The organism is Pseudomonas sp. GW821-FHT11D10, from assembly GCF_058808435.1.
This window is the reverse complement of record NZ_JBXARR010000004.1, coordinates 347,592-362,173: the sequence shown is the minus strand read 5'-3', so window position 1 is coordinate 362,173 and position 14,582 is coordinate 347,592. Positions and strand designations below refer to the sequence as shown.

The following is a 14,582-nucleotide window of genomic DNA, read 5'->3' as shown; positions in this document are numbered from 1 at the left end:
ACTGCGTATCGTGCATTGCATGGGACTCTTGTTCCGCGTTTTATTCTCTTTCAAATTTTTCCGAGTACGCATGTGTTCAATGAATAAGTGTCGTAAATAATACAGGGCGTTGCTCTGTGGGAGTGTCTGCCTTGTTTGGTCAAAGTGTCGATATTTTCTTTGAGTAAAATGTCTGACACTGAGTCGGTTAAAAAAAGGAGTAGTCTCGGCGAGTGCTTGTTTGGATGCAGGAGTTTTTTCAATAGCTCCTCTATTTCCAATTCGGTATGTGTCTTTCGAATGTCGATGATGCACATCCGGGTTACCGATTTTGGGAGTTTTATCGTGTTCGGTTCGATGTTCGATGGCGCAGATATTGCCTCGTTTGTTGGTGTGTATTCTTCTTCGAAAGCCTTGAGGAAGTTTTTGTCATTGTCAAAGTCGGAGGGAGCATAGAGAGAGCGGTAATTGAAGTTGAGTGTGATGAAGAACAAAAATAAGAGGTAGAACGGAAAGCTGATCAGAAACCAGATATAGATCTCCCGCTCGTCATTGTCGAGGAAGGGCAGGGAAACTGCAGCGGAAGTCTCCGATATAAAGGCGAAGATGGCGATAACGCTGATGGGGTTGGTGATTCTCTTGTTGATCTTTAGCATGGGCTTTACTCATGATTATGGTCTTTCTCGTCGTCTTGGTTGATTTGGGATTGCCGTATTAAAAGTGGTCGGGTAAATACGGCTATCGGTCTTTGGTGTTTATATTAAATTTCAGAAGTGTGATATGTGTAAGTTGTTTCAGTTTTTTCAGTTGTTTTTAATTTTTGGTCGTTGATCTCCGGTTCAGGATTTTTCATTGTGTTGTGAGCGCCCTCGCAGAAGGCGAGACAGAGGCGAACTTCCTGATGTGAATTCATTTTTTGTGTTAGTGAGTCTTTTCTGTAGGAATAATCTTTATTGGCTGTAGGAGGCGTCTCTCGGTGGTGGTGCAGAGGAACTTATCCATGCCATGGGTGAAATGACTACGTTATTGTGCCGGTTCTAAAAATTCGAACAGCGAAACTGGACTTGCCCATGAATAAAGTGCTGATCGTGGATGATCACCCCGTCATTCGTCTTGCGGTACGTATGCTGATGGAACGTCATGGCTACGAAGTCATTGCAGAAACCGATAATGGCGTGGATGCGTTACAACTTGCTCGTGACCAGATGCCGGATATCGTCATTCTGGATATCGGCATACCGAAGCTGGATGGACTGGAAGTCATTGCGCGTCTTACGACAAGTGCGATGCCGTTGAAAGTGCTCGTGCTGACATCCCAGTCACCGGGACATTTTTCCATGCGTTGCATGCAATCGGGGGCGGCGGGATACGTTTGCAAGCAACAGGATCTGACGGAGTTGCTGAGTGCAATCAAGGCGGTACTGTCCGGATACAGTTACTTCCCGAACCAGGCGTTGCACACCGTGCGGACCAGTCTTGGTAACGCCAGCGAAGCGGACATGGTCGATCGCCTGTCCGGGCGCGAAATGATGGTTTTGCAACAGCTGGCGCGGGGCAAGACCAACAAGGAAATTGCCGACGGTATGTTCCTCAGCAACAAGACTGTGAGCACTTACAAGACTCGGTTGTTATTGAAGCTCAACGCGCGCTCGCTGGTGGATCTGATTGAACTGGCGCAGCGCAACGGTCTGGTCTGAGGGTTTCAGCGCTGACGGATCATGGGCGGATCGAAATCAGCGTAAGGCAGAAAGAGAAAAGCCTCCGTTTCGGGAGGCTTTCAAATGTCAGAGATCAAAATCGTAATCGGCCAATTGCTTCTGCAGTCGGCGCTCCTCAAGCAGGTTGTCGATGGTTCGGCGTTTGCTCAAGTTGGTCTTGGCGACTTCAACCACAGGTTCGGCATCATCGGCCTCCGTGGCGATAAAGTCGTCATCCGCTTCCAATTGCTCTTTGCTGGTGCTCATAAGGTCAACTCCAGGCTAAGACTGCCTTTGGCGCTCCTTATATCGATATTCCAGCAGATGGTAAAAAAGATTTTTTCAATCGATAAATCAATAAAACCAATAGCCGCTCAATCGTCAGAAGTTTTGTGCTTGTAATCGCACAGATCTTCGATCCGACAGCTGCCGCAACGGGGTTTGCGTGCCAGGCACACGTAGCGCCCGTGAAGAATGAGCCAGTGGTGCGAGTCGAGCAGGTATTCTTTTGGCACAAACTTCATCAACTTCTTTTCCACCTCGACCACATTTTTGCCCGGTGCAATGCCGGTGCGGTTGCTGACCCGGAAGATGTGGGTGTCCACGGCCATGGTCAACTGGCGGAACGCCGTGTTGAGCACGACATTGGCGGTCTTGCGGCCCACGCCGGGCAAGGCTTCCAGCTCTTCGCGCGTCTGCGGCACTTCACCGTTGTGCAACTCGACCAGCAGGCGGCAGGTCTCGATCACGTTTTTGGCCTTGCTGTTATAGAGGCCGATAGTCTTGATGTACTCGGACAACCCTTCGACGCCCAAGGCGTGAATGGCCGCTGGCGTGTTCGCCACCGGGAACAGCTTGGCCGTCGCCTTGTTCACTCCGACGTCCGTGGATTGCGCGGACAGAATCACCGCGATCAACAGTTCGAAAGGCGAGGAGTAGGCCAGTTCGGTCTTGGGCTCGGGGTTGTCCTCGTGAAGCCTGCGGAAGATCTCCAGACGTTTTGCGGCATTCATGGGTGATGCTTTTCCTCGGGTAGGGCGGCAGGGCGAGTCCAGGCCTGACGGGCAGCCAGTAACAGTCCAAGCAATATGAAGGCGCCGGGCGCCAGCGTCGCGAAATGCAGGCCGTCGCTGAACACAACCAAACCTTGCCAGTGTTCCGACAGATGATGGCCGATGCTGCCCTGACCGATCAGCTCACGCAACACCGCAAGCACAATCATCAGCGCGGCAAACAGGCCGCACAGTTTCAGTCGATTACGGACAGGCCGGCGAAAAAATCCATTGTGCTCCAGCACCACGCATTGCAAGCCAATCAGCCCGGCATAAAGACCGATCAGTTGATGCCACTGCAGCGCACCGCGTTGCAGAAAAATATCGGCGCAGCCCGCCAGGGTCGCGGCCAGTACCAGGCTGACCGGCAACAGGCTCTCACTGCTCAGGCGCGAGCGCACCGGTGCCATGCACAAACCGTAAACGCCCACGACAACCGCAAACATCAACAGAGTCGCCAGCGCACCCGCCACGGAGTCGGTGGTGCCGATCAACAGCACCAGCATCATTGAGGTCGACAAAGTCGCTGACGTATTCATGGCGCGCTCCCGAGCAGTGTCGTCCGGTGTTCATCGAAGTAACGCAGGGCATCGTGAATGGCATTGATGGCCGCGCGAGATGTAATGGTTGCGCCAGCGATCTGGTCGAATTGCCCCTGATCCTTTTTCAAGGCCCACCCGGCGTCCTTCGGTTGGCTGCTCGATTTTCCGTGAAAGGTCTGAAGCCAGCCATTTGGCCAGTCGCCGATATGCCCACCCAGCGAAGGTGTCTCGTTTTGCTCGAGGGTTTTCACTCCGAGCAAACGGCCATTGGCGTCGATGGCAATCAGCAACTCGATGCTACCGGCATAGCCTTGGGTCCGGCTGCGCAACAGCACCGCCACGGGTTGGCCGCTTTTGCTCGCCCGGTAACCGCCCAGCAACTGACTATGGCTCAGGTTGATGTCGGTCAGCGTCAGAGGTTGTTCAAGCGGCTGATTGTCGTAAAAGTCGACCGGCAGCACGTCCAGCAATTTGCGACTTTCAAGCAGACGCTGTTCGGCGGCGATCTGCGGCGCATTGCTGCGTTGCACCAGCCACGTCACGCCGATGCCCAGCGCGGTAATCAACGCCAGTGTGATCAGGCTGCTCGTGCGGTTCATGGTGTCACCTGCGCCTGACGGGCCAACGCGAAGCGCTCCAGCGCCGGCACGCACAGGTTCATCAACAGCACCGCAAACGCCACGCCGTCGGGGTAACCGCCCCAGGTGCGAATCACGTAAGTCAGCAAGCCCACGCCGACGCCGAACAGCAGGCGGGCGAGCGGGCTTTTTGCCCCCGACACCGGTTCTGTGACGATGAAGAACGCTCCCAGCATGGTCGCGCCGCTCAGCAGGTGAAACAGTGGCGAGCCGTGGGAGTCGGATCCCGAACCGTTCCAGCACAACAGGCTGATGACGAACAGGCTGGCGAGCATGCCGACCGGCGCGTGCCAGCCAAACACCCGACGTTGCAACAGGAACAGCCCACCGGCGAGGAACGCCAGGTTCACCCATTCAACGCCGTGCCCGCCGAAGCGACCGAATGCCGGATTGCCGGCAAACAGTTCGTCCATGGTCAGGCTTTTATTGATGCGCAGACTGTCCAGCGCGGTGGCCTGAACCCAGGCATCCGGTTGCGCGCCCAGATTGAACACCTGGCCAAAAGCCGCCGTCAGATCCATGCCATGGGCCGGCCAATGGGTCATCGACTGAGGAAACATCACGATGGCCAGCGCAAAGCCGAGCATGGCCGGATTAAATGGATTTCGGCCAATACCACCGTACAGATGTTTGCCCAGCAGCAGGCCCGAGGCGATCGCCGTGACCGTCAGCCACCACGGGCAATAGGGCGGCAGGGCAATCGCCAGCAGCGTCGCGCTGACCACCGCGCTGCCATCGCTCAAGGTGGACTGCAGCGGTTGCCGGCGCAGATGAGTCACGGCAGCTTCGACACACAAAGCCGTGGCGACGGACAGGATCAGGTTGATCAACACGCCCCAACCGTAAAACCAGAACAACGCCAGCCATCCCGGCAATGTCGCCAGTAAAACCAGCTTCATTGCCTGTTGCAGGCGTTCGTCTCTGGTTTCAATGGATGACATGGGCTTGTACCTGCCGCTCTGCTTCTTGCAGGCGGGCGCGGGCCTTTTCGAGGATGTCGGCGGGCGTGCCGTCGCGCCGTTGCAGTTTGTTCAGATCGGCACGCGCGTAGGCCAGTTCGGTTTTCAGCTGACGCAGCTGGTCGTCGATGGGACGTTTCTCGACACGCACAAGCTCCGGCGCCGGTTGATCGCTGGCGGCTTCGGCGTTGTGCAGCGCCTGTTCGGCGTCACACAGCGCTTGCTCCAGCGCGGCGATCTCGGTTGGCGGGGCTTCTGCGGTTTGCGCCTTTTTCAGCTCGGCGCGGCGCATCGCCAACTGGATTTTCGCCCGTTTCAGATCGGCGTCCTTCGCCGGGGCGGCCACGACCGGCGCAGGTGCCGCGCTGCTTTCCAGCTTCGCCAGTGCCTGTTCGGCCGCTTCGAACTGCTGTTGCAGGACGATCAGTTGCGATTGCTGATCAAAGGTCGGCGGATGACCGAAGGCCTTGAGCGATTTGTTCAATTGCGCCCGACTCATGGCCACGTCGATCTTGGCTTTTTTCAGCGCAGCATCGGCGCTGGCGGCTTTTTGCGCGCGCACCCGTTCCAGCGCCGCCTGCACCGGATCCAGCATGGTGGCGGCGATTTCGACCTGTGCCGCACGCTGCGCCCGGGCTTCGCGCTCGGCCTGCTTCTGCTGTTCTTCGCGTTGCAGGCGAGCATTACGCCGTTCGAAGCGCTGGCGGGCGTGATCGCGTTTGGCCGCGCGGGCCTGTTGTTCTTCAAGGCTGGCGGCCAGACCACCCACCACCGGCAGCGTGCCCAAAGGCAGCGGGTGCATCTCGATGCAATCGACCGGGCAGGGCGCCACGCACAGATCGCAACCGGTGCATTCGTCGATGATCACCGTGTGCATCAGCTTCGCCGCGCCGACGATGGCGTCGATCGGGCAAGCCTGAATGCACTTGGTGCAGCCGATGCATTCGGCCTCGCGGATGAACGCCACTTGCGGGGGCGCCGAACCCCGAGTGATGTCCAGCTCCAGCACCGGGATTTTCAACAGTTCGGCCAGTGCCGCGATGGTTTCGTCGCCACCTGGCGGGCACTTGTTGATCGGCTCGCCGTCGGCGATGCCTTCAGCGTAGGGTTTGCATCCGGGATGGCCGCACTTGCCGCATTGGGTCTGCGGCAGCAGGGCATCGATGCGTTGAATCAGACTCATGTTTTGATCAGTCCACTGAATCCGAGAAAAGCCACGGCCATCAGTCCGGCGCCGATCAACAGGATCGGCAAGCCACGAAAGGGCAGGGGAATATCGTTGTCGGCCGTGCGCTCACGCAAATCGCTGAACAGGCTTAACACCAGCCAGAAACCCAGGCCGGCGCCAAGGCTCAGCGCTGTCGCATGAAACAGGCCTTTGTCCGCTTGCGCGTTGATCAGCGTCAGCCCCAACACACCGGCATTGCCCAGCAGCAGCGGCCACAAGCCATCGAATGGCAGCGTGGGTCGCCAATGTGCGAGCAGTTTCAACAATGGCGCGATCAGCAGGACGCTCAACGGCAGAAACACAAACAGGCGCAGGAATTCCAGTTGCAACGGCACCAGCAGCCAATGCCAGATCGCATAACCCGCCACGCCGACAATCAGCATCAGACACAACGTAGCCAGCCCCAGCGCATGCACCTGACGTCGTTCGCCCGCCAGCAGCGGATCGACGCCCAGCGGCCAGTGCAACACGAAGTTGTTGATCAGCGCAGCACTGAAGAGCGTAAGCACGAGTTCGGTCATGGTTCTGCCGGCAGGAACGGGCGTGTGTCACTTAAGGTTAGGCATTATCCGGCAGCCGTGGAGGGCGGGCCAGATATGAAAAATCCCACAGGCGCACGGAGCACGCCTGTGGGATCTGTCAGGGCAGAACCTTACTTGATGCGCTGACCCGGCTTGGCGCCGCTGTCCGGGCTCAACAGGTAGATTTCTTCACCGCCAGGGCCGGCCGCCATCACCATGCCTTCGGAGATGCCGAACTTCATTTTTCGTGGCTTGAGGTTGGCGATCATCATGGTCAGGCGACCGTCGAGTTTCGACGGATCCGGATAGGCGCTCTTGATTCCGGAGAACACGTTGCGTTGCTCGTCACCGATGTCGAGGGTCAGACGCAGCAGCTTGTCCGCGCCTTCAACGTGTTCGGCCTTGACGATCAGCGCGACGCGCAGGTCGACGGCGGCGAAGGTGTCGAAGTCGATTTCCGGCGACAGCGGATCCTTGGCCAGTTCGCCGTTGCCGGCAGGCGCTGCGGCGCCGGTGTCGGTCTGGCTGGCGGTCAGGTCTTCTTTCGAGGCGTCGGTCATGGCTTGCACTTTTACCGGGTCGATGCGGGTCATCAACGGTTTGAATTCGTTCAACTGGTGGTTGGCCAGCAGGGTGGTGTGGTCGTTCCAGGTCAGCGGGGCGACGTTGAGGAACGCCTCGGCATCGGCGGCCAGCACTGGCAGCACCGGTTTGAGGAAGATCACCAGCTGGCGGAACAGGTTGATCGCCGTGGCGCAGACTGCCTGGACTTCGTCCTGCTTGCCTTCCTGCTTGTTCAGCGACCATGGTGCCTTGTCGGCAATCCAGGCGTTGGCGCGGTCGGCCAAAGCCATGGTTTCGCGCATGGCACGGGCGAAGTCGCGGGCTTCATAGGCGTCGGCGATGCTCGGCGCGGCGGCCAGGAATGCTTCAGTCAGTTCCGGCGCGGCGTTGTTGTCCACCAGCAGACCGGCGTTGCCCTTCTGGATGAAACCGGCGCAACGGCTGGCGATGTTGACCACTTTGCCGACCAGGTCGGAGTTGACCTTCTGCACGAAGTCTTCGAGGTTCAGGTCGAGGTCGTCCACGCCTCGGCCCAGTTTGGCCGCGTAGTAGTAGCGCAGGTATTCCGGCGACAGGTGATCCAGGTAGGTACGGGCCTTGATGAAGGTGCCGCGGGACTTGGACATCTTCTGACCGTTGACGGTCAGGTAGCCGTGCACGTTGATCCCGGTCGGCTTGCGGAAACCCGCGCCTTCGAGCATCGCCGGCCAGAACAGGGCGTGGAAGTTCACGATGTCCTTGCCGATGAAGTGGTACAGCTCGGCGGTGGAATCCTTGCCCCAGAACGCGTCGAAGTCCAGCTCCGGCGTGCGGTTGCAGAGGTTCTTGAAGCTGGCCATGTAGCCGATCGGCGCGTCCAGCCACACGTAGAAATACTTGCCTGGCTCGCCCGGGATCTCGAAACCGAAATACGGCGCATCGCGGGAGATGTCCCACTGTTGCAGGCCGGCGTCCAGCCATTCGGCGATCTTGTTGGCCACGGCGTCCTGCAGGGTGCCGCTGCGGGTCCAGGCCTGCAGCATTTCCTGGAAGTCCGGCAGCTTGAAGAAAAAGTGCTGGGAATCCTTCAGCACCGGAGTGGCGCCGGAGATTGCCGACTTCGGATCCTTCAGGTCGGTCGGCGCGTAGGTCGCACCGCATTTTTCGCAGTTGTCGCCGTACTGGTCTTCAGTGCCGCATTTCGGGCAGGTGCCCTTGATGAAGCGGTCGGCCAGGAACATTTTCTTTTCCGGGTCGAAATACTGGGTGATCGAACGTTGGGCGATGTGCCCGGCGTCACGCAGCTTCAGGTAGATCTGGCTCGACAGCTCACGGTTTTCTTCGGCGTGAGTGGAGTGGAAGTTGTCGAAGTCCACCAGGAACTCGGCAAAGTCGGCGCTGTGTTCAGCCTGGACGTTGGCGATCAGTTGTTCCGGGGTGATGCCTTCCTTTTCCGCGCGCAGCATGATCGCCGAACCGTGGGCGTCGTCGGCGCAGACGTAAATGCACTGATTGCCGCGATGCTTCTGGAAGCGCACCCACATATCGGTCTGGATGTATTCCAGCATATGGCCAAGGTGGATCGAACCGTTGGCGTAGGGCAGGGCGCTGGTGACGAGAATCTTGCGTGGTTCGGACATGTGGGGCTTCGCTACTTGATGAAACGGAGGTCGGCCACTATAAAGCGCCGGGAAAGATATTTCACCTCTGCAAATCGTTGCCGGACATGCCGTCCGGAGGACAGAAGGGGTAGGATACCCGCCATCTTTTCCCAGTCTTGTTATCGGAGTTGCCCATGAGCGCCGTCACTCGCGCAGCGGTGGAAGCCGTCCTCAGCCAATACACCGACCCTTACCTGAACCAGGATCCGGTCAGCGCCGGTTGCGTGCGCAACATCGAAATCACCGGCGACCGCGTCAGCGTGCAGCTGGAAATCGGTTATGCCGCCGGTCTGTTCAAGAGCGGCTGGGCGCAATTGCTGCAACTGGCCATCGAAAACCTCGATGGCGTGGTGTCGGCCAAGGTTGAAGTCAACAGCGTGATCGCCGCGCACAAGGCCCAGGCGCAGATTCCGGGGCTGGCCAACGTCAAGAACGTGGTCGCCGTGGCGTCGGGCAAGGGCGGTGTGGGTAAATCCACCACCGCCGCCAACCTGGCACTGGCGCTGGCCCGCGAAGGCGCGAAGGTCGGGATTCTCGACGCCGATATCTACGGCCCGAGCCAGGGCATCATGTTCGGCATCCCCGAGGGCACCCGCCCGCAGGTCAAGGATCAGAAGTGGTTCGTGCCGCTTCAGGCCCATGGCGTGGAAGTGATGTCGATGGCCTTCCTGACCGACGACAACACGCCGATGGTCTGGCGCGGGCCGATGGTCTCCGGCGCGCTGCTGCAACTGGTGACGCAAACCGCTTGGGGCGACCTGGATTATCTGGTGATCGACATGCCGCCAGGCACCGGCGACATCCAGCTGACCCTGGCGCAGAAAGTCCCGGTGGCTGGCGCTGTCATCGTTACCACACCGCAGGATCTGGCGCTGCTCGATGCGCGTAAAGGCGTGGAGATGTTCCGCAAGGTCAACATTCCGGTGCTGGGCGTGGTGGAAAACATGGCCGTGCACATCTGCTCGAACTGCGGACACGCCGAGCATCTGTTCGGTGAGGGCGGTGGCGAGAAGCTGGCGACCCAGTTCGGCGTCGAGCTGCTGGCTTCGTTGCCGCTGTCGATGCTGATCCGCGAACAGGCCGACGGCGGCAAACCGACGGTGATTTCCGAGCCGGACAGTCAGATCGCCATGGTTTACCAGGAACTGGCCCGTCACGTCGGCGCGCGGATCGTGTTGCAGGAAGCGGCTTCGCCGGCGATGCCGAACATCACCATCAGCGACGATTGATGCCTGTGGTTTAAACAAAAACGCCCCGGTGCCTGTGCACCGGGGCGTTTTTCATTGCGTGACAGAGGTCAGATGCGCAACCCGCCGTCCATCTCCAGAATCCGGCCGGTGTAGTAGTCGTTCTCGAAGATGTACGCCGCCGAATGGGCGATCTCTTCCGGTTTGCCCATGCGCTTGAGCGGAATGCCCGAGGTCATTTTTTCCAGCGCTTCGGGTTTCATGCCCAGGGTCATCTCGGTTTCGATGAAGCCCGGTGCAATGCCGGCCACGCGAATGCCGTAGCGCGCCAGTTCCTTGGCCCAGGTCACGGTTGCTGCCGCCACGCCGGCCTTGGCGGCGGAGTAGTTGGTCTGGCCGACGTTGCCCGCGCGGGAGATCGACGAGATGTTGATGATCGCGCCGCTGTTCTTCAGCTCGACCATTTTCGCCGCCACTTCACGGGTGCAAAGGAACACGCCGGTCAGGTTGACGTCGATCACCGCCTGCCACTGGGCCAGGCTCATCTTGGTCATCTCGCCGTCCTTGACCTTGAGCAGCAGGCCGTCGCGCAGGATCCCGGCGTTGTTGATCAGGCCGTGGATCGCGCCGAAGTCTTCGGCGACCTGGGCAACCATGTGCGTCACCTGCTCTTCGTTGGCGACGTTGCACAGGTAGCTGCGCGCCTCGACACCCTTGGCCTTGCAGGCCGCGACGGCGTCATCGAGTTTTTCCTGGTTCAGGTCGACCAGCGCCAGCTTCGCGCCCTTGCCTGCGAAATACTCGGCCATCGAGCGGCCCAAGCCTTGGCAACCGCCAGTGATAATGATTACTTTGTCGTTGAGTTGCATTCGCATGCCCCCGAGAGCAGGTCAGAGTGGTCCTTATAGGTAGCCTCTCGATCTGCACCGGCCAAGGGCCTGTTGCACATGAGAACTGCCCGATGGCGTGCGGGACAAATCCCATGCGCCTGTCCGTTTTTTCGACGGATTCTATTTAAGGAGTCATAAATTGAGCGTTGAAGCGGCTAAGAATGCCCGAGAATTGCTTCTCAAGGAATACCGTGGCGTGCTGTCGACCCACTCCAAATCGATGCCCGGTTTTCCGTTCGGCTCCGTGGTTCCCTACTGCCTGGACGAGCAGGGCCGGCCGCTGATCCTGATCAGCCGCATCGCCCAGCACACCCATAACCTGCAGAGAGATCCGAAATGCTCGCTGCTGGTGGGTGAGCGCGAGGCCGACGATGTGCAAGCCGTTGGTCGCCTGACCTATCTGGCCGAGGCGGAAAAACTCGAAGACGCTACCGCCATCGAAGCCGCCGCCGAGCGCTACTACCGTTATTTCCCCGATTCGCAGAATTACCACAAGGCCCACGATTTCGATTTCTGGGTGCTCAAACCGGTACGCCATCGCTACATCGGCGGCTTCGGCGCGATCCACTGGGTCGATCACCTGACCCTGGCCAACCCGTTCGCCGGCAAGGCCGAAATCAGCATGGTCGAGCACATGAACAGCGACCACGCCAAGGCCATCGCCCATTACGTCGACCTCGCCGGGCTGCCGAAAACCGTCCCGGCACAAATGGCCGGGATCGATACCGAAGGCATGCACCTGCGCATCGGTCAGGCGCTGTACTGGCTGCCGTTTCAAGCGCCTTGTCATACGCCGATACAAGTGCGCGAGGCCTTGGTTTCTCTGGCTCACGCCGAGGTCTGGCCAAAAAATGCGGTGGCCGACGCTTGAATTCACGAAAGGGCGACGTCATCTAAGGCTTACTGCAAGGCATTTCTTGCGTTGAGGAAACTTTGATGCGCCCTTTTTTGTTGCTCTTTCTGCTGTTCCCGGTGTTGGAGCTGTTCGTATTCGTCAAAGTGGCAGGATCGATCGGATTTTTCCCGGCCCTGCTGCTGATCATTCTCGGCTCGATGTTCGGCGTGTTCGTGCTGCGCGTCGCCGGGCTGGCCACTGCACTGCGTGCCCGTGAAAGCCTGAACCGCGGCGAACTGCCTGCGCAGACCATGCTCGAAGGCCTGATGCTGGCCCTGGCCGGTGGTCTGTTGATCCTGCCGGGCTTCATCAGCGATGTGGTCGGTCTGGTGCTGTTGTTGCCGTTCAGTCGTCGACTGGTCGCCAACAAAATGCGCCAGCGCGCCGAAGAGCAGGCCATGCGCCAGCGAGCGTTCGCCGATGACCTGCAACCTCGCGGCGGTCCTGCACCGCGCCAGCCTCTTGGCCGTGAAGGTGATGTGATCGAAGGCGAGTTCGAACACCGCGACACCAAGTAACATCTGCATCGGCACGGCACCTTCGGGTGCCGTGTTCGTTTGTGGGGCGAATTCATGCAGCCTGCGTGAAAATTTTTTAGCCCCCGCCCTTGTAATAAGCTTATGCGCCCTTATGTATCGGTCACCGAAAGGTTTCCGACATTTTGAGTCGGACAGACTTCCGCGGTTCGCTCGACGAGCCGCAACCGGCGCAGGCCGGATTCGTTAAACCCGCCGGGACTACACCGGCCGATGAAAACCACAATTAGGAGAGATCGACAATGAAGCTTCGTCCTCTGCATGACCGCGTCGTTATCCGTCGCAGCGAAGAAGAAAAGAAAACCGCTGGCGGTATCGTCCTGCCAGGTTCGGCTGCTGAAAAAGCCAACCACGGTGTGATCGTCGCTGCAGGCCCAGGCAAGACTCTGGAAAACGGTGAAGTGCGTGCGCTGGCCGTTAAAGTCGGCGACAAGGTTGTGTTCGGTCCTTACTCCGGCAGCAACACTGTGAAAGTCGACGGCGAAGACCTGCTGGTAATGGCTGAGAACGAGATTCTCGCTGTACTGGAAGGCTGATTTCCCGCTCATTTTCCCGCTACTACAAAGTATTTAAGGAATATCGATCATGGCTGCTAAAGAAGTTAAATTCGGCGATTCCGCCCGCAAGAAAATGCTGGTTGGCGTAAACGTCCTGGCTGACGCGGTAAAAGCGACCCTGGGCCCGAAAGGCCGTAACGTGATCCTCGAGAAGAGCTTCGGCGCTCCGACCATCACCAAGGACGGCGTTTCCGTCGCCAAAGAAATCGAACTCGAAGACCGTTTCGAAAACATGGGCGCGCAGCTGGTCAAAGACGTTGCCTCCCGTGCCAACGATGACGCTGGTGACGGTACTACCACCGCTACCGTTCTGGCTCAGTCGATCGTCAACGAAGGCCTGAAAGCCGTCGCTGCCGGCATGAACCCGATGGACCTGAAGCGCGGTATCGACAAAGCGACCATCGCGATCGTCAAAGAACTGAAAGCCCTGTCCAAGCCATGCGCTGACACCAAGGCTATCGCTCAGGTAGGCACCATCTCCGCCAACTCCGACAACTCCATCGGCGACATCATTGCCGAAGCCATGGAAAAAGTCGGTAAAGAAGGCGTGATTACCGTTGAAGAAGGCTCGGGCCTGGAAAACGAACTGTCGGTTGTAGAAGGCATGCAGTTCGACCGTGGCTACCTGTCCCCGTACTTCGTCAACAAGCCGGACACTATGGTTGCCGAGCTGGAAGGCGCGCTGATCCTGCTGGTCGACAAAAAGATCTCGAACATCCGCGAAATGCTGCCAGTACTGGAAGCCGTTGCCAAAGCCGGCCGTCCACTGCTGATCGTTGCCGAAGACGTTGAAGGCGAAGCCCTGGCGACTCTGGTCGTGAACAACATGCGTGGCATCGTTAAAGTCGCAGCCGTCAAGGCTCCAGGCTTCGGCGACCGTCGCAAGGCCATGCTGCAGGACATCGCCGTTCTGACCGGCGGTACCGTTATCTCCGAAGAGATCGGCCTGAGCCTGGAAAGCACCACCCTGGAACACCTGGGTAGCGCCAAGCGCGTGACCCTGTCCAAGGAAAACACCATCATCGTTGACGGTGCTGGTGTTCAAGGCGACATCGAAGCCCGTATCGCCCAGATCCGTGCCCAGGTTGCCGAGACTTCCTCGGACTACGACCGTGAAAAACTGCAAGAGCGTCTGGCCAAGCTGTCCGGCGGCGTTGCAGTGATCAAGGTTGGCGCCGGTTCCGAAGTTGAAATGAAAGAGAAGAAAGCCCGCGTTGAAGACGCCCTGCACGCAACCCGCGCAGCCGTTGAAGAAGGCGTGGTACCTGGCGGTGGCGTAGCGCTGATCCGCGCTCTGGAAGCCCTGACCGAACTGCAAGGCGACAACGCTGACCAGAACGTCGGTATCGCTGTACTGCGTCGCGCTGTTGAAGCGCCGCTGCGCCAGATCGTTGCCAACTCCGGCGACGAGCCAAGCGTGGTTGTCGACAAGGTCAAGAACGGCGAAGGCAGCTTCGGCTACAACGCTGCTACCGGCGAGTACGGCGACATGATCGAAATGGGCATCCTGGACCCAACCAAGGTAACCCGTTCGGCTCTGCAAGCTGCAGCCTCCATCGGCGGTCTGATCCTGACCACCGAAGCTGCTGTTGCTGATGCACCGAAGAAAGAAGGTGCAGCTGGCGGCGGTATGCCAGACATGGGCGGCATGGGTGGCATGGGCGGCATGATGTAAGCCAGCCTTACCCCTGTAACGA

The 14,582-nt window shown here is 58.8% G+C and carries 16 protein-coding genes; 6 read left to right on the top strand and 10 right to left on the bottom strand.

All coding sequences use genetic code 11. The features are described from left to right. Nucleotides 1–50 precede the first annotated feature (50 nt). Nucleotides 51–635, bottom strand: a complete 585-nt coding sequence (locus tag AC1RT4_RS15320) for a hypothetical protein (protein WP_493086050.1) — start codon at nucleotides 633–635, stop codon at nucleotides 51–53. A gap of 414 nt (nucleotides 636–1,049) precedes the next feature. On the opposite strand from AC1RT4_RS15320, the gene AC1RT4_RS15315 reads away from it, so the two are divergent. Further along, on the top strand, nucleotides 1,050–1,676 hold the full coding sequence (locus AC1RT4_RS15315) for a response regulator transcription factor (RefSeq protein ID WP_007953203.1): 627 nt from the start codon (nucleotides 1,050–1,052) through the stop codon (nucleotides 1,674–1,676). Between the two features lie 87 nt (nucleotides 1,677–1,763). On the opposite strand, the gene AC1RT4_RS15310 is transcribed toward AC1RT4_RS15315, so the two are convergent. The 8 genes from AC1RT4_RS15310 to metG all read right to left on the bottom strand — a co-directional run bounded on the left by AC1RT4_RS15310 (nucleotide 1,764) and on the right by metG (nucleotide 8,799). Then, complete coding sequence (locus AC1RT4_RS15310) at nucleotides 1,764–1,943, bottom strand: PA3496 family putative envelope integrity protein (protein WP_007953204.1); 180 nt, start codon at nucleotides 1,941–1,943, stop codon at nucleotides 1,764–1,766. Between the two features lie 107 nt (nucleotides 1,944–2,050). Further along, nucleotides 2,051–2,689, bottom strand: a complete 639-nt coding sequence (nth, locus tag AC1RT4_RS15305) for an endonuclease III (RefSeq protein WP_007953205.1) — start codon at nucleotides 2,687–2,689, stop codon at nucleotides 2,051–2,053. Then, nucleotides 2,686–3,267, bottom strand: coding sequence for an Rnf-Nqr domain containing protein (locus AC1RT4_RS15300; protein WP_493086047.1), 582 nt, complete (start codon nucleotides 3,265–3,267; stop codon nucleotides 2,686–2,688). The genes nth and AC1RT4_RS15300 overlap by 4 nt, the downstream gene beginning before the upstream one ends. After that, nucleotides 3,264–3,869 (bottom strand): RnfABCDGE type electron transport complex subunit G, encoded by a 606-nt coding sequence (locus tag AC1RT4_RS15295; RefSeq protein ID WP_493086045.1) that lies wholly within the window; start codon nucleotides 3,867–3,869, stop codon nucleotides 3,264–3,266. Before AC1RT4_RS15295 ends, AC1RT4_RS15300 begins: the two co-directional genes overlap by 4 nt. Then, entirely contained in the window at nucleotides 3,866–4,849 is a 984-nt protein-coding gene (locus tag AC1RT4_RS15290) for an RnfABCDGE type electron transport complex subunit D (RefSeq protein WP_493086043.1), read from the bottom strand. The genes AC1RT4_RS15295 and AC1RT4_RS15290 overlap by 4 nt, the downstream gene beginning before the upstream one ends. Further along, entirely contained in the window at nucleotides 4,836–6,050 is a 1,215-nt protein-coding gene (gene rsxB, locus AC1RT4_RS15285; RefSeq protein WP_493086041.1) for an electron transport complex subunit RsxB, read from the bottom strand. The genes AC1RT4_RS15290 and rsxB overlap by 14 nt, the downstream gene beginning before the upstream one ends. Beyond that, entirely contained in the window at nucleotides 6,047–6,616 is a 570-nt protein-coding gene (locus AC1RT4_RS15280; protein WP_493086039.1) for an electron transport complex protein RnfA, read from the bottom strand. Before AC1RT4_RS15280 ends, rsxB begins: the two co-directional genes overlap by 4 nt. Before the next feature lie 131 nt (nucleotides 6,617–6,747). Further along, on the bottom strand, nucleotides 6,748–8,799 hold the full coding sequence (gene metG, locus AC1RT4_RS15275) for a methionine--tRNA ligase (protein WP_085709538.1): 2,052 nt from the start codon (nucleotides 8,797–8,799) through the stop codon (nucleotides 6,748–6,750). A 155-nt stretch (nucleotides 8,800–8,954) separates the two neighbouring features. Between metG and apbC the strand changes: the two genes are divergently transcribed. Next, on the top strand, nucleotides 8,955–10,049 hold the full coding sequence (apbC, locus tag AC1RT4_RS15270) for an iron-sulfur cluster carrier protein ApbC (RefSeq protein ID WP_096818437.1): 1,095 nt from the start codon (nucleotides 8,955–8,957) through the stop codon (nucleotides 10,047–10,049). A gap of 68 nt (nucleotides 10,050–10,117) precedes the next feature. Here the strand turns inward: apbC and AC1RT4_RS15265 are convergent, their stop codons facing one another. Further along, complete coding sequence (locus tag AC1RT4_RS15265; protein WP_011335726.1) at nucleotides 10,118–10,876, bottom strand: SDR family oxidoreductase; 759 nt, start codon at nucleotides 10,874–10,876, stop codon at nucleotides 10,118–10,120. Nucleotides 10,877–11,036: 160 nt separating this feature from the next. Between AC1RT4_RS15265 and AC1RT4_RS15260 the strand changes: the two genes are divergently transcribed. From AC1RT4_RS15260 to groL, 4 genes are all read left to right on the top strand, one after another. Next, nucleotides 11,037–11,768, top strand: a complete 732-nt coding sequence (locus tag AC1RT4_RS15260) for a HugZ family pyridoxamine 5'-phosphate oxidase (RefSeq protein WP_493086037.1) — start codon at nucleotides 11,037–11,039, stop codon at nucleotides 11,766–11,768. Nucleotides 11,769–11,833: 65 nt separating this feature from the next. After that, entirely contained in the window at nucleotides 11,834–12,310 is a 477-nt protein-coding gene (locus tag AC1RT4_RS15255) for an FxsA family protein (protein ID WP_007953217.1), read from the top strand. A 260-nt stretch (nucleotides 12,311–12,570) separates the two neighbouring features. Beyond that, entirely contained in the window at nucleotides 12,571–12,864 is a 294-nt protein-coding gene (locus AC1RT4_RS15250; RefSeq protein ID WP_003227685.1) for a co-chaperone GroES, read from the top strand. Nucleotides 12,865–12,913: 49 nt separating this feature from the next. Beyond that, nucleotides 12,914–14,560, top strand: coding sequence for a chaperonin GroEL (gene groL / locus AC1RT4_RS15245; RefSeq protein WP_493086034.1), 1,647 nt, complete (start codon nucleotides 12,914–12,916; stop codon nucleotides 14,558–14,560). Nucleotides 14,561–14,582 lie beyond the last annotated feature (22 nt).